The 20484-nt window shown below is 69.5% G+C and carries 18 protein-coding genes; 13 read left to right on the forward strand and 5 right to left on the reverse strand.

Annotation, left to right across the window (positions count from 1 at the left end; genetic code table 11):
• Window positions 1-65: 65 nt before the first annotated feature.
• Window positions 66-542, reverse strand: a complete 477-nt coding sequence (gene def, locus ACFY3D_RS25570) for a peptide deformylase (RefSeq protein ID WP_389983453.1) — start codon at window positions 540-542, stop codon at window positions 66-68.
• A gap of 239 nt (window positions 543-781) precedes the next feature.
• On the opposite strand from def, the gene ACFY3D_RS25575 reads away from it, so the two are divergent.
• From ACFY3D_RS25575 to ACFY3D_RS25595, 5 genes are all read left to right on the forward strand, one after another.
• Window positions 782-2104 (forward strand): MFS transporter, encoded by a 1323-nt coding sequence (locus tag ACFY3D_RS25575; protein ID WP_389983456.1) that lies wholly within the window; start codon window positions 782-784, stop codon window positions 2102-2104.
• Window positions 2105-2535: 431 nt separating this feature from the next.
• Entirely contained in the window at window positions 2536-4983 is a 2448-nt protein-coding gene (gene nirB, locus ACFY3D_RS25580) for a nitrite reductase large subunit NirB (RefSeq protein WP_389983459.1), read from the forward strand.
• Between the two features lie 83 nt (window positions 4984-5066).
• On the forward strand, window positions 5067-5420 hold the full coding sequence (gene nirD / locus ACFY3D_RS25585) for a nitrite reductase small subunit NirD (RefSeq protein WP_350947675.1): 354 nt from the start codon (window positions 5067-5069) through the stop codon (window positions 5418-5420).
• A gap of 85 nt (window positions 5421-5505) precedes the next feature.
• A complete protein-coding gene (locus ACFY3D_RS25590; protein ID WP_350947674.1) occupies window positions 5506-6675 on the forward strand; it encodes a uroporphyrinogen-III synthase in 1170 nt (389 codons plus the stop codon).
• Window positions 6672-7571 carry a sirohydrochlorin chelatase gene (locus tag ACFY3D_RS25595; protein WP_389983463.1) on the forward strand — a complete coding sequence of 300 codons (900 nt, stop codon included), beginning with the start codon at window positions 6672-6674 and terminating at the stop codon, window positions 7569-7571. Before ACFY3D_RS25590 ends, ACFY3D_RS25595 begins: the two co-directional genes overlap by 4 nt.
• Here ACFY3D_RS25595 and ACFY3D_RS25600 read toward each other — a convergent pair.
• Together ACFY3D_RS25600 and ACFY3D_RS25605 are read right to left on the reverse strand one after the other, a co-directional pair.
• A complete protein-coding gene (locus ACFY3D_RS25600) occupies window positions 7475-8113 on the reverse strand; it encodes a hypothetical protein (RefSeq protein WP_389983466.1) in 639 nt (212 codons plus the stop codon). The genes ACFY3D_RS25595 and ACFY3D_RS25600 overlap by 97 nt on opposite strands.
• 220 nt (window positions 8114-8333) lie before the next feature.
• Entirely contained in the window at window positions 8334-9188 is an 855-nt protein-coding gene (locus ACFY3D_RS25605; protein WP_350947671.1) for a PAC2 family protein, read from the reverse strand.
• Window positions 9189-9888: 700 nt separating this feature from the next.
• On the opposite strand from ACFY3D_RS25605, the gene ACFY3D_RS25610 reads away from it, so the two are divergent.
• The 8 genes from ACFY3D_RS25610 to ACFY3D_RS25645 all read left to right on the forward strand — a co-directional run bounded on the left by ACFY3D_RS25610 (window position 9889) and on the right by ACFY3D_RS25645 (window position 17918).
• The gene (locus ACFY3D_RS25610) at window positions 9889-10137 is read left to right on the forward strand and encodes a vitamin B12 dependent-methionine synthase activation domain-containing protein (protein WP_389983469.1); all 249 of its coding nucleotides are present in this window, start codon (window positions 9889-9891) and stop codon (window positions 10135-10137) included.
• Window positions 10138-10170: 33 nt separating this feature from the next.
• Window positions 10171-10875: an HAD family hydrolase gene (locus ACFY3D_RS25615; protein WP_389983473.1), complete on the forward strand. Its 705-nt coding sequence runs from the start codon at window positions 10171-10173 to the stop codon at window positions 10873-10875.
• A gap of 203 nt (window positions 10876-11078) precedes the next feature.
• Window positions 11079-11627, forward strand: a complete 549-nt coding sequence (locus tag ACFY3D_RS25620; protein WP_389983476.1) for a cellulose synthase — start codon at window positions 11079-11081, stop codon at window positions 11625-11627.
• Window positions 11628-11893: 266 nt separating this feature from the next.
• Window positions 11894-12895 (forward strand): ABC transporter permease, encoded by a 1002-nt coding sequence (locus ACFY3D_RS25625; protein ID WP_362897264.1) that lies wholly within the window; start codon window positions 11894-11896, stop codon window positions 12893-12895.
• A gap of 44 nt (window positions 12896-12939) precedes the next feature.
• The gene (locus ACFY3D_RS25630; RefSeq protein WP_389983479.1) at window positions 12940-14706 is read left to right on the forward strand and encodes an ABC transporter substrate-binding protein; all 1767 of its coding nucleotides are present in this window, start codon (window positions 12940-12942) and stop codon (window positions 14704-14706) included.
• 91 nt (window positions 14707-14797) lie between these two features.
• Window positions 14798-15811, forward strand: coding sequence for an ABC transporter permease (locus tag ACFY3D_RS25635; RefSeq protein ID WP_362897262.1), 1014 nt, complete (start codon window positions 14798-14800; stop codon window positions 15809-15811).
• Window positions 15808-16845 (forward strand): ABC transporter ATP-binding protein, encoded by a 1038-nt coding sequence (locus ACFY3D_RS25640; RefSeq protein ID WP_362897261.1) that lies wholly within the window; start codon window positions 15808-15810, stop codon window positions 16843-16845. The genes ACFY3D_RS25635 and ACFY3D_RS25640 overlap by 4 nt, the downstream gene beginning before the upstream one ends.
• A gap of 56 nt (window positions 16846-16901) precedes the next feature.
• Window positions 16902-17918, forward strand: a complete 1017-nt coding sequence (locus ACFY3D_RS25645) for a dipeptide ABC transporter ATP-binding protein (RefSeq protein WP_362897260.1) — start codon at window positions 16902-16904, stop codon at window positions 17916-17918.
• 114 nt (window positions 17919-18032) lie between these two features.
• On the opposite strand, the gene ACFY3D_RS25650 is transcribed toward ACFY3D_RS25645, so the two are convergent.
• Together ACFY3D_RS25650 and ACFY3D_RS25655 are read right to left on the reverse strand one after the other, a co-directional pair.
• Entirely contained in the window at window positions 18033-18716 is a 684-nt protein-coding gene (locus ACFY3D_RS25650; protein ID WP_350947663.1) for a response regulator transcription factor, read from the reverse strand.
• The gene (locus tag ACFY3D_RS25655; protein WP_389983483.1) at window positions 18716-19999 is read right to left on the reverse strand and encodes a sensor histidine kinase; all 1284 of its coding nucleotides are present in this window, start codon (window positions 19997-19999) and stop codon (window positions 18716-18718) included. Before ACFY3D_RS25655 ends, ACFY3D_RS25650 begins: the two co-directional genes overlap by 1 nt.
• Between the last annotated feature and the right edge of the window lie 485 nt (window positions 20000-20484).

The raw sequence follows: 20484 nt of genomic DNA on the forward strand, positions 1-20484 counted from the left end.
AAGGCTAAACTGAGAGCTACGACTGCAACCATGCAATCCTATCCGAGGTCGCAGTGATGCGCAAGTCACGAAATGGAGTCGAGGAAGCGCTCGCGATCCTCCTCGGGGAGGTGGTCGACGAAGAGGGTGCCCTCGAGGTGATCGGCCTCGTGCTGCAGGACGCGGGCGAGCATGCCCAGGGCGCGGACGGTGACGGGTTTGCCGAACATGTCACGGCCACGGGCGGTGACCATGTAGGAGCGTTCCAGCGGCCACCAGCGATCCGGCGCGGACAGGCAGGCCTCATCGGCCACGATCTTCCGATCGGACAGCTCAAGGCGCGGATTCACCAGATGGCCGGACTTGCCGTCCAGTTCGTAGACGACGACCCGCAAGGGGACGCCGATCTGCGGGGCGGCCAGTCCCGCGCGGCCCGTGCCGGCGCGCATCGTGGCCTGGAGTGACTTGACCAGGAGGCGCAGCTCGCGGTCGAAGGTGGTCACCGGCTCGGACACCGTGCGGAGCACGGGATCGTCGAACAGTCGGATCGGCTGGACGGCCACGCGCACTCCCCGAAGCGGACGGACTGACGTCGAAGACGGTTCCCGCTGCCGCCCTGACTCAATCGTTACTCCGTCAGTCCTTTGTGTTTCCGGAATGTTGCGATGGTGCGACCTGTGCATTGCGTATTTCCATGGTTAGTCACACGTAACCGGCGCACCATCACAGATAGTAAATGTGCGTAATGCCGTCCTCTTAGATTTCGGGATCGAAGCCCCCGAAATCGCAGGAGGAACGAACGATGGCCAAGCCCTGGATCAGCGACTGGCGGCCCGACGACCCCGACTTCTGGCAAGGACAGGGCAGGAAGGTGGCCCGCAGGAACCTGGTCTTCTCCATCTTCGCCGAGCACCTCGGGTTCACGCTGTGGACCGTGTGGAGCATCGTGGCCGTGCAACTCGGCTCCTACGACTTCTCCACCGACCAGCTCTTCTGGATCGTCGCCCTGCCCAACCTGATCGGCTCCGCGCTGCGCATCCCGTACACCTTCGCCCCGGCCAGGTTCGGCGGCAGAAACTTCACCGTCGTCAGCGCCCTGCTCCTGCTCGTGCCCGCGGTGCTGCTCGCCGTCGCGGTCGGCAACCCCGCCACCCCCTACTGGGTGTTCCTGGTCATCGCGGCCACGGCGGGCCTGGGCGGCGGCAACTTCGCCTCCAGCATGGCCAACATCACCTACTTCTACCCCCAGGACAGGCAGGGCTCGGCGCTCGGGCTCAACGCGGCGGGCGGCAACATCGGGGTCAGCTCCGTGCAGCTCGTCATGCCCCTGGTGATCGGGGCGTTCGGCCTGGCCGCCGCGGGACTGTTCTGGGTCCCGTTCATCCTGGCCGCCGCGATCGGCGCCTACTTCTTCATGGACAACCTGACCTCCGCCAAGGCCAGTCCCGCGGACCAGCTGAAGGTCGCCGGCCGGGCCCAGACCTGGATCATGTCGGTCCTGTACATCGGCACCTTCGGTTCCTTCATCGGCTACTCCACCGCGTTCCCGCTGCTCATCAAGAGCCAGTTCCCCGAGCAGGCCTCCCTGGTGGCGCTGGCCTTCATCGGCCCGCTGCTCGGCTCGCTGGTCCGCCCGATCGGGGGCTGGCTGTCGGACCGGCTCGGCGGGGCGCGGGTGACGCTTGTCAACTTCGCCGCGATGGCGGGCGCGGCGGCGCTGGTCTGGCAGGGCCTGTCCCAGCACGCCTTCGCGCTGTTCTTCTGCGCCTACATGCTCCTGGTCGCCACCACCGGCATCGGCAACGGCTCCACCTACCGGATGATCCCGGCGATCTTCCGGGCGAAGGCCGTGGCGGGTCTCGCGGAGGGTACCGAGGCCCACGAGGCCGCCGTGGCCGTTGGGAAGCGGGACGCCTCCGCCGCGATCGGGATCATCTCCGCGATCGGTGCTTTCGGTGGGTTCTTCATCAACCGCGGCTTCGGCAGCTCCATCGCCGCCACCGGGGGAGCGGGTGCCGCACTCGCCTCCTTCGCCGCCTTCTACCTGGTGTGCGCGGTCATCACCTGGGCCTGCTACCTGCGTACCGCGGGATCGGTGCCGAGCCTGGCGGCGGCGCGCGTGTGATCGCCGGCGTGGCAGGTACCCGGTTTCGCTCACATCCGACACCGGTCCTGCCGACGGACAACTCACATCGGCCTCATCGCGTATGTGAACGCGGTTAGCGGCTTGTAGCACATCGGTAACAGGGGAGACCACGCCGTGAAACCACCTGAAAGCACCATCGGATCCATGCCGGTCTCACTTCCCCCCCAGACGCGTGTGAAGGCTGGGACGACGGCGTACCACCCCCACCGCGCTCCGCGGTACGGCAGAGACGCCGCGGCGGACGAGACCGTCACCGTCATCGCCTCACGTCAGGGCGCCCGCTCCTCGGGAGGGACGGCCGCGCCGCGGGCGGGGAAGAACGGCGCCACGACCGGCCCCGAGGGATCGGCGGACGACGGCGGAACGTACGGGAAGACGACAGCGGAGCGGACGGGAAAAGGAGCGCGGCCATGTCACGGCTTGTCGTGGTAGGACACGGACCCACATCGCACCGGCTGGTCGAGGCGCTGGTCGCCAAGGGCTTCGCGGGCGACATCACGGTGCTGGGGGAGGAGCCCCGGCCGGCGTACGACCGGGTGGCGCTCACCTCCTACCTGGCGGGCAGGAGCATCGAGGACCTCACCTATCCGACGCCGGAAGGGGTCGTGCTGCGGCTGTCGTCCAGGGTCGTGCGCATCGACAGGGAGGCGCGTGAGGTCACCACCGCCGACGGGCACCGAGAGCCGTACGACGTGCTGGTGCTGGCCACCGGCTCCAGCCCGTTCGTGCCACCGGTGCCGGGCAGGGAGCTGGACGGCTGCTTCGTCTACCGCACGATCGACGACCTCGACGCGATCAGGCAGGCCGCCTCGGGCGCCACGAGCGGCATCGTGATCGGCGGTGGGCTGCTGGGGCTGGAGGCCGCCGACGCGCTGCGGGGCCTGGGGCTGGCGACGCACGTCGTGGAGATGGGCGGCTGGCTCATGCCCCGGCAGGTCGACGAGGGCGGCGGCGCCGTCCTGCGCGGCCACGTGGAGGCGCTCGGCCTGAGCGTGCACACCGAGGCGGGGGCCAAGGAGATCGTCGCGGGCCCGGACGGGCGGGTCGCGGGCCTGGTCAAGCCGGACGGTGAGACCGTCGAGGCGCAGATCGTGGTCTTCTCCGCGGGCGTCAGGCCGCGCGACGAGCTGGCCAGGCAGGCGGGCCTGGAGGTCGGCGGACGCGGCGGGATCGCCGTGGACGACGGGATGCGCACCGGCGACCCGGCGATCTACGCGGTCGGCGAGTGCGCCCTGCACGAGGGGATGGTCTACGGGCTGGCGGGGCCCTGCTTCACGATGGCCGAGGTCGCCGCCGACCGCATCATGGGAGGCGAGGCGGTCTTCACCCGCGCTGACCTGTCGACCAAGCTCAAGCTGCTCGGTGTGGAGGTCGCCCAGTTCGGTGCGATGGAGGGCGCGCTGGACGTGACCTTCATGGATCCGGTGGGCGGGGTCTACCAGAAGTTGTTCGTCAGCGACGACGCCCGCACCCTGCTCGGCGGGATCTGCGTCGGCGACGCCACCCCGTACAACACCCTCAAGCCCTTCGTCGGCCGTGACCTGCCGGGTTCGCCGAGCGAGCTGTTGTTCACCGGCGGTCCGGCGAACATGGAGGTCCCCGACGACGCGCAGATCTGCTCGTGCAACAACGTCACCAAGAGGCAGGTGTGCGAGGCCATCGCCGAGCACGGTCTCACCGACGTCCCCGGCATCAAGGCGTGCACCCGCGCCGGCACCACCTGCGGCAGTTGCGTTCCGACGCTCAAGCAGATCCTCGTCTCCTCGGGCGTGGAGGTCTCCAAGGCACTGTGCGAGCACTTCGCGTACAGCAGGGCGGAGCTGTTCGACATCGTCCGGGTGCGTGGCATCACGACGTTCTCGTACCTCATCGCCGAGCACGGCACCGGGCGCGGCTGCGACGTGTGCAAGCCCGTCGTCGCCTCGATCCTCGCCTCGCTCGGCAACGGCCACATCCTCGACGGCGAGCAGGCCGCCCTGCAGGACACCAACGACCACTTCCTGGCCAACATCCAGCGCAACGGCACCTACTCGGTGGTGCCGCGCATCCCCGGCGGGGAGATCACCCCGGAGAGCCTCATCGTGATCGGCGAGGTGGCCCGCGACTTCGGTCTCTACACCAAGATCACCGGCGGGCAGCGGATCGACCTGTTCGGGGCACGAGTGGAGCAGCTCCCGCTGATCTGGAAGCGCCTGGTGGACGCGGGTTTCGAGTCCGGGCACGCGTACGGCAAGGCTTTGCGCACGGTGAAGTCCTGTGTCGGCTCGACCTGGTGCCGCTACGGGGTGCAGGACGCCGTGGGCATGGCCATCGCGCTGGAGCTGCGCTACCGGGGCCTGCGCTCACCGCACAAGCTGAAGTCGGCCGTCTCCGGCTGCGCCCGCGAGTGCGCCGAGGCCCGGGGCAAGGACTTCGGCGTCATCGCCACCGAGAAGGGCTGGAACCTCTACGTGGGCGGCAACGGCGGTTTCACCCCGCGCCACGCCGACCTGTTCGCCTCCGACCTGAGCACCGAGGAACTGGTCCGCGTCATCGACCGGTTCCTGATGTTCTACATCCGCACCGCCGACCGCCTGCAGCGCACCTCCGCCTGGCTGGAGGCTCAGGGTCTGGCCTACGTCAAGGAGGTCGTCCTGGACGACTCCCTCGGGATCTGCGCCGACCTGGAGGCCCAGATGGAGCGGCACGTGGCCGGTTACGCCGACGAGTGGCGTGCCACGATCGAGGACCCGGAGAAGCTGCGGCGGTTCGTCTCCTTCGTCAACGCCCCCGGGACCCCGGACCCGTCCATCGCCTTCGAGACCGAGCGCGACCAGGTGAAACCGGTCCTGATCCCGCTGGAGGTCGTCCGTTCCTGAGCGGTCCCGGACCGTTCTGAGCCCTGCCCGCCCGTACCGTCACCGTCGCACCCCGAGGACCCGAGGAGAGGAGACCTTCACCGATGACAGCACTGAGAGAAGACCTGGAGACGACCCGCTGGACCCCGGTCTGCTCCTACACCGACCTGCTGCCCGAGCGCGGAGCGTGCGCGCTCGTCGGCGACAGGCAGATCGCGCTGTTCCGCGCCTTCGACGGCTCCCTGTTCGCGATCGGCAACCTCGATCCGTTCAGCGGCGCCCACGTCCTGTCCCGCGGGATCGTGGGCACCAGGGCCGGAGAGCCCGTGGTGGCCTCCCCCATGCACAAGCAGGTGTTCTCCCTCGTGACGGGGGTGTGCCTGGACGATCCCGCGGTGGCCGTGCCGACCTATCCGATCCGCGTCACCGGCGCGACGGTGGAGGTGGGCTCCGCGTGAGCGGGGGCGGGCGCGGAGCGGGCAGCGTGGAGTCGTGGACGGCCGGATATCGAGGAAACATCGAGCGAGGAGTGGTGAACGACAGATGAGCATGGCCGTTCTGGACAGTCCCATCGGCTCTCCCGAGACCGCGCCCGACGCGCTGGCCGGGTTCACGATCGGGGTCACCGCCACCCGGCGGCGCGAGGAGTTCTGCGCACTGCTGGAACGCAGGGGCGCCAGGGTGGTGCGCGCCCCGGCGATTCGGCTGGTTCCCCTGGCGGAGGACGCCGACCTGCTGGCCGCGACCCGTGCCAGTCTGTCGGCCCCGATCGACGACGTGGTGGTCACCACCGGCGTCGGCTTCCGCGGCTGGATGGCCGCGGCCGAGGGCTGGGGGCTGTCCAGCGACCTCTCCGAGCATCTGACCTCGGCCAGGCTGCTGACCCGCGGGCCCAAGGCGCGCGGAGCGGTCAGAGCGGCGGGTCTGATCGACCACTGGACCCCGCCCACGGAGTCGTGCGAGGAGGTCAAGCAGCACCTGCTCGCCCAGGACCTGCGCGGCCGCCGCATCGCCGTGCAACTGCACGGGGAGCCGCTGACCGGTTTCGTGACCGCGCTGCGCGAGGCGGGCGCGGAGGTCATCGAGGTGCCGGTCTACCGGTGGCTGCCCTACCGCGACGTCTCGCCGCTGCGGCGACTGGTCAGCCAGGCCATCTCCGGCGGGGTGGACGCGGTGGCCTTCACCAGTGCCCCGGCCGTACTGGCCATGCTCAACTCCGCCCGCGCCGACGGCCTGGAGGACGCGCTGATCGCGGCCTTCGCCGGACCGGTCGTCGCCGCCTGCGTGGGCCCAGTCACCGCCGGGCCGCTGGAGGCGCGCGGGGTGCCCACCGTGCAGCCCGAGCGCTCCCGCCTGGGCACGCTGGCCCGTGCCCTCGCCAGGCACCTGCCCGAGCACAGCGTCACCCGTCTGGTCGCGGGCGGCCACCAGCTGGAGATTCGCGGCCACGCCGTCGCGGTGGACGGCGAGCTGAAGCCGCTGCCGCCGGCACCGATGGCGGTCCTCAAGCGCCTGGCGGACAAGCCGGGACACGTGGTGGCCCGCTCGGATCTGAGGACGGTGCTCCCCGGCGGTCCGTCGCGCGACTCGGCCGAACACGCGGTCGAGATGGCCATCACCCGGCTGCGCCGCGCCCTCGGCCCCGCGGGGATCGTCGAGACGGTCGTCAAGCGCGGCTACCGCCTGGCCTGTGACCGGGGCGAAGGCCTGTGACGACTCTGGTCCTGGCCGGGCACGGCACACGCAGTTCTGCTGGGGAGGAGACCCTGGCGGGCCTGCGGGACCTGGTGCGCGGGGGGCGCCGGGGCACACGTGTGGAGCAGGCGTTCCTGGAGATCAGCTCACCTCTGCTCGCCGACATGCTTCCCGGACTGCCCGGCCCCGTCGTGGTGGTCCCGCTGCTGCTGGCGGGCGGTTACCACGTCCACATCGACCTGCCCTCAGTGGTGGCCGCGGCCAGGCCGGACGCCGTGGTGGCGCCGCCGCTGGGGCCGCACCCGCTGCTCGCCGCCGTTCTCGCCCGGCGGCTGTCCGCCGCCGGGCTGAGGGCGGCCGACTCGGTGATCCTGGGGGCGGCGGGGTCGTCCGATCCCGCCGCGCTCGCCGACGTGCGGGCGGCGGCCCGGCTGCTGTCGGTCCGGCTCTCCCGTCCGGTCACCGCGGCCTTCGCCGCGACGGGCACCCCTTCGGTCGCCGAGGCCCTGGACCGGCTGCGCTCGGGACCCGCGCCGCGGATCGCGCTCGCCTCCTATCTCCTGGCCCCCGGCTTCTTCCAGGACCGCCTGGCGGCGTCCGGCGCCGACCTGGTCGCCGCGCCGCTGGGGGTGGACGCCGACCTGGCCGCGCTGGTGTGGGCCCGGTTCGACCAGGCCCGCCTGGCAGCGGGGGCCTCGAAAGGCGGCCAGACCCACCGTGCGTCCGTGGCAGCGGGGGCCGGGGCACGCCAGACAGCGCCGGAGCGCGAACGTCCCGGCTCAGGGGGTCACCTGGCGCCGGTGGTCCCGGGAGGCGATCAGTCTCGCTGGGGCTCCAGTCTCAGCTCCCGGACGATCTCCTCGGCGACCTCGTCACGTGACGGCAGGAAGTCGGGGCCGAGAAGTATCTCGTAGTAGGCGTGGCGGAAGCACCCGGCGAGCAGCAGCCTGGCGCTGGCGACCGGGACGACCCCGGGGGAGAGGCGCCCCGCCCGTTCCTCGGCCGCGAGATAGGTGGCGATCGGGATGATCTCGGACATCGGGTCGATGTCGCTGTCACGCATCGCCTCGCGGAACCGGACGGTGACCGAGGGGGAGGTGAAGGCGGGAAGCGCCGCCGACTGGACCTCGCAGTAGTAGTCGATGCCGGCTCGCGCGATGGGCAGAAGGTTCTCGCTCACCCGGCCCTTGCCGACCAGATACATCAGGTTGTCGAGAATGCGCCGCCAGACCGGGAGCCGATCCTGCAGCAGGGCGAGGAACATGTCGACGGCGTGCCCGGAGGCGGTGCCCCGGGAGCGCGGCTGCGAGGCGTCGCCGGCCTCCTCGCGTTTCATGAACGCGGCCAGCTCGAGGACGCGGAGCCGCGCGTCCTGCGCGTTCCTGCGCGGGTCGGCGGTCTTGTGGTAGGGGTCGATGTAGGGAGTCGCCATGGTCGCCCTAACGTGCGCAGTCACATGGACAGGTGGTTGTGGCAGTGATGCGTCGTTCGTCGGCCCCCCGCGGGAGGCCGTGTCCTTCCCGGCCGTGGAGTCGCCGACATCCGGTTTGCCGTTCGGCGTCCCCGAGGATCCGGGACGCGCCCGATCAGTGCTGTCGGCCCGGGCCTGACCCCAGGATCAACTGGTCTCAACCTAGGCGAAAAAGGGCGGCCGGTGGTAACCGTACGCCGTGAGTTCAGCCGTCGGAGTCACGGTCGCGGCGGCGCAGATAGCGCTCGAACTCGGCGGCGATGGCGTCGCCGCTCGCCTCGGGCAGTTCGGCGGCGTCCTTGCGCTCCTCAAGCTCCTTGACGTACTCGGCGACCTCGCTGTCCTGGGAGGCGAGCTCGTCGACGCCGTGCTCCCAGGCCCGGGACTCCTCGGCCAGCTCGCCCAGCGGCATCGGGATGTCGAGCAGGTCCTCCATCCGGCTGAGCAGTGCCATGGTGGCCTTCGGGTTGGGCGGCTGGGCCACGTAGTGGGGCACCGAGGCCCACAGTGACACGGCGTGCAGCCCGGCGGCGCCCAGCGAGTGCTGGAGGACGCCGACGATGCCCGTCGGTCCCTCGTAGCGGCTCAGCTCCAGGTTGATCGCCCTGGCCAGGCCCTCGTCGGTCGCCGATCCCACGATCGGCACCGGGCGGGTGTGCGGCGAGTCGTTGAGCAGCGCGCCGAGCAGGACCGCGAGCTCGACTCCCAGCTCGCGGCAGACCAGCACGATCTCCTCGCAGAACGCACGCCAGCGCATGTTGGGCTCGATGCCGCGCAGCAGCACCACGTCGCGGTCGACGCCCGGGGGCCTGGCCACCGACAGCTTGGTGGTCGGCCAGGTGATGGAGCGCGTCAGTCCCTCACCCATCTCGACGATCGGGCGGGTCATCTGGAAGTCGTAGTATTCCTCCGGGTCCAGGGAGACCAGCGGGGTCGCCTTCCACTCGTCCTCCAGGTGCGCGATCACTCCGCTCGAAGCCTCACCCGCGTCGTTCCACCCCTCGAACGCGGCGATCATCACCGGGTCGACGAGCTCGGGCAGACCTTCGATCTCGATCACGCGCCCCCTCCTTCTCACCTCACGCCCTATCCGGCTAAGCCTATGTGGTGAGGGGGCCTTCACGTCACCTTCCCGGCGCGGTGTGGACGATCAGGACGTTGCGGTCCGCGCGCCGTCACACGGCAGAGCCTCGTCGTCCTCGCGGGGCCCGCCGGGGGGGGGGGCCCCCCCCCCCGGGCCCCCCGGGGGGGGGGGGGCGGGGGGGGCCCCCCCGCCCCCCCCCCCGGCGGGGGGGGGGGGCCCCGGGGGGGGTGGGGCCCACCCCCCCCCCTCCCGGGCGGGGGGGGCCCTACCTGGCGGGGGGGGCCCGGGCCCCCACCCCCGCCAAGCCGGGGGGGGCCGGGGGGGCCCCCCGGCCCCCCCCCCCGGGGCCCCCCCCCCCGGCGGGGGAGAGACGGCCTTGGCGCCCCCGGGAAATCGCCCGCGGGCAGGGGGCAGGAACCGATGGGGGTGATGCGATCATCCATCATCGGCACATAAGGAAATACTTAGAGAATCGGCGCGATTGATTGGACGAGTTCCATCGCCACCAAGAACAATCGGCACCCTGACGGATCCCAGTACGCTTGCCCCATGACAAGCACTCCGTCTTTCCGTGGGGCCCGGCCGAGCTGTTCGCCAAGCACGCCTACCGTGACTACCTGGAGCTGCACGGCCTGTCGGTGCTGCTGACATTACTGGCGAGTACTGGCACGCACGCGTGCGCTCGGAGCCGGGCATCGGCGGGGACGAGTCGCCGGAGGACATGCTCAAGGTCAACGTCGCCGGGCGGCCGTACTCCTCCGGCTATTCGATCCGTCCCAACCTGGAGGACCAGGTGCAGCTGACGGGGCTGCTCGATCCGGCCAGGATCGGTGTCGAGCTGTCGGAGGAGTGCCGGCTCCACCCCGAGCAGTCGACGTCGGCGCTGATCGTCCATCATCCCGAAGCCAACTATTTCAACGTATGACCGATGTGTGATCGGCCAGGAGGATTCACGGGAATGGAAGCTGTTCTCTTCGACATGGACGGGCTTCTCGTCGACAGCGAGAAGATCTGGTTTCAGGTGGAGACCGAGGTGATGGAACGACTCGGCGGCGAGTGGGGGGAGGCCCACCAGGAGAACACGGTGGGCGGCTCCATGGCGTCTACCGCGGCCTACATGCTGCGGATCTCCGGTGGTGACGCCGGCTGTGCCGAGGTGGAGACCTGGATGCTGGAGGGCATGATCGCCAAGCTCTCGGCCGGGGTGGAGATGATGCCCGGGGCCTTGGAACTGCTGGCGGAGGTGCGCGAGGAGGGCCTGGCCACCGCGCTGGTCACCTCCTCGGCCGGGCCGATCGCCGAGGCGTGCCTGAAGAGCATCGGCGAGTACAACTTCGACCACGTGGTCACCGCTGACCACGTCACCAGGACCAAGCCCCACCCCGAGCCCTACCTGACGGGGGCCCGGCTGCTGGGGGTCGATCCGGCCCGCTGCGTCGCCCTGGAGGATTCCCCGAACGGGGTGACGTCGGCCACCGCCGCGGGCTGCCGGGTGGTGGCGGTGCCGAGCGTGCTGCCGATTCCCTCCGCGCCCGGCCGCCTCGTCGTCGGCTCGCTGCTGGAGGTCGACGTGGCGGTCCTGCGTTCGCTCTCCCTCGGGGAGTCGCCCCTCGCCGAGCCATCCGCCCGCGGGTCCTCCGCCGCCGGTCCCGCCGACGGTTAGTCCCTCCACGAAGAACTCCTCAGCGGGTGGCCGGCAGGGCGGACGGCCACCCGGGGGACGGTCCGATGGGGGACGTCCCTGATCTTTCACGCGAGCCGGGCCGTATCCCTTAGGGGGTGATCCCTCCTCAGGAAGGAGGGCCCGTCCCGATTTGACGTGCCAGGATGGATATCCGGGTAAGCCGATATGAGGGGCGGTCCGCTGTGTCGTACGAACAGATCGCGTGGTTGCCGCTCTGCGCCGGGGTCACCGGTGTGGGGCTGGTACTGAGTTTCCTGCTGATGCGACGCCGGGGCGCCGCGGCGGGATTGCGTGCGGTGGCCTGGTCGCTGTTGCCCATCGCCGCCTACCTGACCGGCGCGCTGCCGACCGTGTGGCGGATCGGCACGGCGATCGGCGGGTTCCTCACCGGTCTGGTGTTCAACCCCGTGGTGTGGTCCGGGGTGGCGGTGACCGGGTTGTCCGTGCTGCTCTTCCTGGTCTCCGGTTTCATGCGTGGCCGCCGCCTCAAGGCCGCGGCGTCCGGGGCGTCTCCGGCGTCCTCGGCGTCCGCCACGGGCGCCCCGACGCGGAGCGAGGCCGTGACATCGGGTGCGCCCGGCGCGACGGCCGCCACGCAGCCGCTCCCCAAGCGCACGCCCGCGCCCTCGCCGGTCTCCCGGGCAGCCGGCTCGAAGCCCGCGGCGAAGCCGGCCGCCGACGACGACTTCTCCGATATCGAGGACATCCTCAAGCGCCGCGGGATCGGGTGACGCTGGGTAACCGCCTCATTTCAATGTCACGAATCCGAGACAGAAGCGGAACGGCGTCCGGACATTACCTTCAAGATCAAAACGAATGAATTTCGCGTGAATCACAGTTGAGCCACATAGCGCCTCAGGGGACTGGTCAGCGCAGTTCAGCCCATAGATTCTCCCCTCGGGACCACTAATAACGGCCCGTAGACTAACGGCGCGCTACCCCGACCCGGGGAACGCGTTAACGGACGACGTCGTCTGGGATCCAGGGGGCCAACTGTATGACCGCACCGCTCGACGCCCCCGGCAAGGCCCCTGAGGTCCCGCCGGAGGCAGTGCTCGCGGGGGCGGGCGTGAAAGCCATCCAAGGCCGATCGCTCGGACAGATCGCATGGATGCGCCTGAAGCGCGACAAGGTCGCGCTTGTCGGCGCCGGCGTGGTCGTCCTGCTGATCCTCACCGCGATCTTCGCTCCGCTGATCGTGGACGTGTTCGGCCATCCGCCGAACGAGTTCCACCAGGAGATGATCGACACCTCCACCATGACCCCCCAGGGCGGCACGGGCATCAGCGGGGACTTCCTGTTCGGGGTGGAGCCGGTCAACGGCCGCGACCTTTTCAGCAGGGTGGTCTACGGAGCACGGATCTCGCTGCTGATCGCGGTCCTCGCCACCGTGCTCTCGGTGGTCATCGGCACCGTCATGGGAGTGATGGCCGGTTACTTCGGCGGCTGGGTCGACACCCTGATCAGCCGCACGATGGACGTCTTCCTCGCCTTCCCCCTCCTCGTCTTCGCGATGGCCCTGGTCGGTGTCCTCGGCCAGTTCGAGCAGAGCCTCGGCGTGACGGGCGACACGTTGCGCATCGGCCTGCTGATCTTCGTGATCGGCTTCTTCAACTGGCCCTACATCGGCAGGATCATCAGAGGCCAGACACTGTCACTGCGGGAACGCGAGTTCGTCGACGCCGCCCGCAGCCTGGGCGCACGCGGACCGTACATCCTGTTCCGGGAGATCCTGCCGAACCTGATCGCGCCGATCCTCATCTACGCGACGCTGCTCATTCCCACGAACGTCCTGTTCGAGGCCGCGCTCTCGTTCCTGGGAGTCGGCATCCAGGCGCCCACGGCGACCTGGGGAGGCATGCTCTCACAAGCGGTGAAGTTTTATAACGTGCCGCATTTCATGTTCTTCCCTGGCATGGCGATCTTTATCACGGTGCTGGCTTTCAACCTCTTCGGCGACGGGCTGCGCGATGCCCTGGACCCGAAAGCGTCCCGTTGACCTTCAACCTCCCGTTCTCCCGGATTAACAAGGGGTGCAAGTAAATGAACAAGAAATCCGCAGTGGCCTTCGCGGCCGCGGGTGCCGCTCTCTCCCTGGGGCTCTCCGCCTGCGGTGGCGGTGGCGGCAGCGAGACGAAGCCGGCCGACGGCTCGTCGGGCGCGCCGGCGGCCGCGGAGGCGTTCAACGCCGGACTCGAGGCGGTGTTCAACCCTTCCGACAAGAAGGGTGGCGTCCTGAAGATGGCGATCTCCGAGGACTGGGACTCGGTGGACCCCGGTGACACCTACTACGCGCTCTCCTGGAACCTCATCCGGATCTACGGCCGTTCGCTGGTGACCTACACCCCCGCCCCCGGCGCCGAGGGCCGCAAGCTCTCCCCGGACCTGGCCGAGAGCCTGGGCGAGTCGAGTGACGACGGCAAGACCTGGACCTACAAGCTTCGCGCCGGTCTGAAGTTCGAGGACGGCACGCCGATCACGTCCAAGGACGTCAAGTACGCGGTCCTGCGGTCCATGGACAAGGAGACCCTGGTCAACGGCCCCACGTACTTCAACGACTGGCTGGACCTGCCGAAGGACTTCAAGAGCGTCTACAAGACCCCGGACGTCAACACCGACTCCGCGATCGAGACGCCGGACGACCAGACGATCGTCTTCCACCTGAAGAAGGCCTACGGCGGCTTCGACAACTTCGCGGCGCTGCCCGGCACGATCCCGGTCCCCAAGGACAAGGACACCGGCGTCAAGTACCGCGAGCACGTGGTCGCCTCCGGCCCCTACAAGTTCGACAAGGTCGAGGCGGGCAAGCAGTACACCCTGGTCCGCAACGAGCACTGGGACCCGGCGACCGACCCGATCCGCAAGGCGCTGCCGGACAGCTACGAGATCTCCCTCGGCGTCAACGCCGACGACCTGGACAACCGGATCATCTCCGGCGACCTGCACATCGACCTCGCCGGCTCGGGCGTCCAGCCCGCCGCGCTCGGTCGCGTGCTGGGCGACCCGACGCTGAAGGCCCGGGCGGACAACCCCACCGGCGCCCGCACCTGGTACACCTCGATCATCTCCGACGTTGCCCCGCTGGACAACGTGGACTGCCGCAGGGCGGTCATCTTCGCCGCCGACCGGGTGGGTCTGCAGAACGCCTACGGCGGCGAGTTCGCCGGCGGTGACATCGCGACCGGCCTGATGCCGCCGTCGATCGGCGGCTGGAAGAAGCTGGACCTCTACCCGACCGGCACCGGCGACGTGGAGAAGGCCAAGGAGGCCCTCACCGCGTGCGGCAAGCCCGACGGTTTCGAGACCACCATGGCCTACCGCGCCGACCGTCCCAAGGAGAAGGCGACCGCCGAGTCGCTCCAGCAGGCGCTGGCCAAGGCCGGCATCAAGCTGACGCTCAAGGGTTACCCCACCGGTGACTACTTCGCGCTCTACGCCGGCAAGCCGGACTTCGTGAAGAAGAACGGCATCGGCCTGGCCACCAACGGCTGGGGCGCCGACTGGAACGACGGCTTCGGCTTCATGTCGCAGATCGTCGACAGCCGGACCATCCGTGAGTCGGGCGGTAACTACAACCTCAGCATCAAGGACAAGGAGATCGACGCGAAGATCGACCAGGTCTTCCAGGAGACCGACGTCGCCAAGCGTGACGCGCTCTGGGGCGAGATCGACCAGAGGGTGATGGAGCAGGCCTACGTGCTGCCCTCGGTCTGGTCCAAGGGTGTCCTCGTCCGTCCCCAGGGCGCGACGAACGTCTTCGTCACCGGTGCGTTCGACATGTACGACTACCTGAACCTGGGTGTCCAGTAAGCGTCGGAAATCCAGTTCGGTTAGTCGAGTTCGGTTAGTCGAGGCTTGAAGGGGCCGGCCCGCTGGGCCGGCCCCTGGAGCCGGGGGGACTGTGGTCACTTACATCATCCGCCGCCTGGTCGGCGCGCTGCTCATGCTCGTCATCGTGAGCATGGTCACCTTCTCGATCTTCTTTGTGATTCCCCGCATCGCGGGCGCCACGGCCGAGGACTTCGCCAGCCGTTACATGGGCAGGTCCGCCGACTCGGAGATGATCGCGGTCACGGCGGAGAAGCTCGGGTTCAACGACCCGGTTCCCGTGCAGTACGGCCGCTGGATCTCGGGCGTCTTCGTCGGCTCGGAGTTCGACACGGGTGCCTCCATCGAGGAGTGCCCCGCCCCCTGTTTCGGCTACTCCTTCATCAGGCGGCAGCCGGTCTGGCCCGACCTGGTGGAACGCATCCCGGTGACCCTCTCGCTCGCCCTGGGCGCCTCGGTGATCTGGTTGTTCGGCGGCGTCGCGACAGGCGTGCTGTCCGCGCTGAGAAAAGGCACGATCTTCGACCGGGCGGCGATGAGCATCGCGCTCGCCGGCGTCTCTTTGCCGATCTTCTTCACCGGCATCGTCTCCCTCGTCGTCTTCAGCTACGGGTTGGGCATCACCGCGCCGGGCGGCAGTTTCACGCCGTTCTTTGAGAATCCAGCGCAGTGGGCCTACAACCTCCTCCTGCCATGGATCACACTCGCGTTCCTCTACGCCGCGTCCTACGCGCGTCTGACCAGGGCGGGAATGCTGGAGACCATGAGCGAGGACTACATTCGCACGGCCAGGGCCAAGGGCATGCAGGAGTCCAGGGTGGTCGTCAAGCACGGGCTGCGCGCCGCGCTGACGCCCATTCTGACGATCTTCGGTCTGGACCTCGGCCTGCTGCTCGGTGGCGCGGTGCTCACCGAGAGCACGTTCTCCTTGAAGGGCATCGGCGACTACGCCGTCCAGGCCATCGTGACGAACGACCTTCCGAAGATCATGGGGGTCACCATGGTCGCGGCGCTCTTCGTCGTACTGGCCAGTCTGATCGTCGACCTGCTGTACGCGGTGGTCGACCCGAGGGTGAGGCTTGGATGAGCGCTCCGTCGAGCTTTCTCGAACTGAGGGACCTGCGGATCCACTTTCCGACGGACGACGGCCTCGTCAAGTCGGTCGACGGGCTCTCCTTCCAGCTGGAGCGCGGCAAGACGCTCGGCATCGTGGGCGAGTCCGGATCCGGCAAGAGCGTCACCTCGCTGGGAATCCTCGGCCTGCACAAGGGAGGCAGGGCGAAGATCTCCGGCGAGATCTGGCTGGACGGTGAGGAACTCGTCTCCGCCTCGGCCGACCACGTCAGGACGTTGCGCGGCAAGAAGATGGCGATGATCTTCCAGGATCCGCTCTCCGCGATGCACCCCTTCTACACGGTGGGCGCGCAGATCGTGGAGGCGTACCGGATCCACAATCAGGTCAGCAAGAGGGTCGCGCGCAAGCACGCCGTCGAGATGCTGGGCCGGGTGGGCATCCCGCAGCCGGACAGGCGCGTCGACAGCTATCCGCACGAGTTCTCCGGCGGCATGCGCCAGCGCGCGATGATCGCCATGGCGCTCTCCTGCGACCCGGAGCTCCTCATCGCGGACGAGCCGACCACGGCCCTCGACGTGACGGTACAGGCGCAGATCCTGGACCTGATGCGCGACCTGCAGCGCGACTTCAACGCCGCGCTGATCGTCATCACCCACGACCTGGGCGTCGTCGCGGAGCTGTCGGACGACATCCTGGTGATGTACGGCGGCAAGGGCATCGAGTACGGCACGTCGGAGAGCATCTTCGAGCGGCCGGAGCATCCCTACACCTGGGGCCTGCTGGGATCGATGCCGCGCCTGGACCGGGAGCGGACCGAACGGCTGCTGCCGATCAAGGGCACTCCGCCCTCTCTGATCAACGTGCCCGCCGGGTGTGCCTTCCACCCGCGCTGCGAATACGCCGACCGTACCGGCGGAAGGGCGAACACCGAGGTGCCCGAGCTGGTCGAGGGCGAGGGCGGCCATCTGGTCCGGTGCCACCTGCCCCGTGAGGTCAGGCGGGACATCTGGGAGAACGAGATCAAAGCGAACCTGGAGTCCTCGTGAGCGAGCGAGCCGACACACCCGTCGCCCAGGCCGTGCGTTCGACGAACGGAAAGTCTGTGACCGAGCCAATTCTGTCAGTGCAAGGGCTGGAGAAGCACTTCCCGGTGACCAAGGGCCTGCTCAAACGCCAGGTCGGTGCGGTCAAAGCGGTCGACGGGATCAGCTTCGACGTCTTCAAGGGGGAGACCCTCGGTCTGGTGGGTGAGTCCGGCTGCGGCAAGACCACGACGGGGCGCATGATCACCAGGCTCATCGAGCCGACCGGCGGGAAGATCGTCTTCGAGGGACACGACATCACCCACATGTCGCAGTCCAAGATCCGGCCGCTCCGGCGCGACGTGCAGATCATCTTCCAGGACCCCTACTCCTCGCTCAACCCCCGCCACACGGTCGGTGCCATCGTCGGCGCGCCGTTCCGCATCCAGGGGATCCAGACCGAGCAGGGCACCAAGAAGGCGGTCCAGGAGATCCTGGAGCTGGTCGGGCTCAACCCCGAGCACTACAACCGCTACCCGCACGAGTTCTCCGGCGGTCAGCGCCAGCGCATCGGCATCGCCCGCACGCTCGCACTCAAGCCCAAGCTCATCATCGCCGACGAGCCGGTCTCCGCGCTGGACGTGTCGATCCAGGCGCAGGTGGTCAACCTCCTGGAGGACCTGCAGGACGAGCTCGGCCTGACCTATGTGGTCATCGCGCACGACCTGTCGGTGGTCCGGCACATCAGCGACCGGGTCGCGGTCATGTATCTCGGCAAGATCGTCGAGTTGGCCGACCGCAAGGCGCTGTACGAGTCGCCCATGCACCCGTACACCAACGCGCTGATGTCCGCGGTGCCCGTCCCGGACCCGGCCCGGCGCAGGGATCGCGAGCGCATCCGTCTCCAGGGCGACGTGCCCAGCCCGCTCAACCCGCCGCCCGCCTGCCGGTTCCACACCCGGTGCTGGAAGGCCCAGGAGATCTGCAAGAAGGTGGAACCACCGCTGGAGACGCTGGCTCCGGGACACCAGGTCGCCTGCCATTTCCCGGAGAACGCCCCCACGGAGCAGCCGCCTCTGCAGGCCGTCTCGAGCTGACCGCACTCGCCCCGCTCCCCGTACGCCGCGCGGGCGGGTGCGTCGTGAGGGCGCCCCGGCGCCTTCGCGAGCGGGGCAGGGGCGCCCAAGGTCGGCGCGGGCGCGTGAGAGGCGTCAGGGAAGCGCGCCCGGCGTGATCAGGCCGGTCTCGTACGCCAGGACGACGGCCTGGACGCGGTCGCGCAGGCCCAGCTTGGTGAGGACGTTGCCGACATGGGTCTTCACCGTCGTCTCGCTCACCACCAGTTCGGCGGCGATCTCCGCGTTGGACATGCCCTTGGCGATCAACCGGAGCACCTCCAGCTCGCGCTCGGTCAGCCGGTCAAGGCGCGCGGGGGTCGACTGCTGGTGCATCGAGGGAAGGTGCGCGCCGAACTTGTCCAGCAGCCGCCTGGTGACGCTCGGCGCGACGATGGCGTCGCCCGCCGCCACCACCCGGATGGCCTGCACCAACTCCTCGGGCGGGACGTCCTTCAGCAGGAACCCGCTCGCCCCGGCGCGCAGCGCCTCCACGATGTACTCGTCGAGGTCGAAGGTCGTCAGCACCAGCACCCGCGGCACGTGCGCGCCCACGGTGGCCTCCCGCACGATCCTGCGGGTCGCCTCGATGCCGTCCACGCCCGGCATCCGGACGTCCATCAGCACCACGTCGGGCAGCAGCGCCCGCGACTGGTCCTGTGCCGCCTTGCCGTCTCCGGCCTCGCCGACCACGGTGAGATCGGCCTCGGCCTCCAGGATCAGGCGGAAGCCGGTGCGCAGCAGTGGCTGGTCGTCCACCAGCAGCACTCTGATCGTCATCACGTGTCCTTGAGGGGGAACCGGGCATTGACCTCGAATCCGCCCCCGTCGCGCGGGCCGATCCTCAGAAGTCCACCATAGAGGGCGACACGCTCGCGAATACCCGCCAATCCGTGCCCGGTCGCCTCCCCGTCCTCCGCACGCGCCCGCGGGCCGAGGCCGTCGTCCTCGACCTGGATGGCCAGCTCGCCCGGTTCGTGCCGCACCCTCACCCAGGCCCGTGCCTGCGGCCCCGCGTGCCGCAGGCTGTTGGTGAGGGCCTCCTGGACAAGTCTGTACGCGGCGAGGTCGACACCGGGAGGCAGCGTTCTCACCGTCCCTGCCGTCCCTGCCGTCCCTGCCGCCCCTGCCGTTCTCACCGTCCCCGCCACCTCCGCCGCTCCTGCCGTCTCCGGGGTGGCCCGTTCGTCCTCGATGCACAGCTGCGTCCGCAGCCCCGCCTCGCGCATCTGATCGACCAGGGCGGGGATCTCGCGCACCCCCGGCTGCGGGCTGCGCTCGACGAGGGCTCCCTCGGTCCTGAGCACGCCCACCATGCTGCGCATCTCCGCCATCGCCGTCCGGCCGAGCTCCTCGATCGCCGACAGCGCCTCTCTCGCCCCCTCGGGGTTGCCGGCCAGCACCCGGCGCGCCGCAGCGGCCTGGACGGTCATCACACTCACGTGGTGGGCGACCACATCATGAAGCTCGCGGGCGATACGGGAGCGCTCCTCGGCCCTCGCCGCCCGGGTGTCGGCCTCCCTGACGCGTTCCATGCGCCGCGCCCGGTCGCGCAGCTCCGCCTGGTAGGCCCGGCGCAGCAGCGCGTTCCGGCCCGCGATCCACAGGGAGACGGTGAAGACGACCATCAGGAGATGGCCGTTCCACTCGCCGAGCCGGCCCCCGGCCGCCGACGACAGGAGGTGACCGGCGAGGGCGAGCGCCGGGGCGCACAGGCTGAGAGCCAGGCCGCGCCGGCTGGCGATCGTGTAGACCAGCACCAGGGCGACGAGCCAGAGCAGGGAGGGGTTGCGCCCCGTGGAGGCCAGCGTGACCTCGGCCACACAGACCAGGAAGAGCATCAGGAACGGCCGGTGGCCGCGCAGCGCCACCGACAGGCAGCCCGCCACGATCAGGCCCAGACCCATCGCGTCCGGCTCCCTCAGACGGGCGGGATCGCCGAAGGCGTGGGCCACGTGGGCGAAGGGGACCGAGACGGCGGCCAGCGCTCCACCGAAGATCACGTCCGGAATCAGCGGGTGCTCGCGAAACCACGTCCGCAGGCTGCCGATGGTGTTGCGCACACAATCAATTTAGGCGCCCTCCCACCGGCGCCACCCTGCCAGAGGTGGATATCACCCTCATCCTCACGAAGGATCCGTTCCCCGAAACAGCAGGAAGGTCGCGCGCAGAGACCTACCGGAAACCGGAGGGGGAGCGCGGTGAGGCCGGGGCGAAGAGCGGGGGGGAACGCCGGAAGGCCGGTCCGGCGTCGCCGCCTTGGTCGCTATCGAAATGCGGGCCAGTGCTCCGGCCTTCGGGCCGGCTGTGAAGGCCCGCGTGGGAGTGCCCGCCAGGGCGCGAGCGTGCTCTGACCTTCCTGTTCTTGCCACTCGGCCCACCAGGTGCAGGACACCGGGATGGCGCGGGGTTCCCCGTGCGTGGGTTCGCCGGTGAAGGGGGCGACGGCGATCCGGCGCCCCAGGTTCTCGCGGAGTTGTCGAACGCTCAGGCGTTGCGTCATGCGACCATCGCCACCGTGCAGCTTCGTTACCGGTATCGGCTCTAT

Origin of the sequence: Streptosporangium sp. NPDC000509, assembly GCF_042898365.1 — a bacterium.
Classification (GTDB): Bacteria; Actinomycetota; Actinomycetes; order Streptosporangiales; family Streptosporangiaceae; genus Streptosporangium.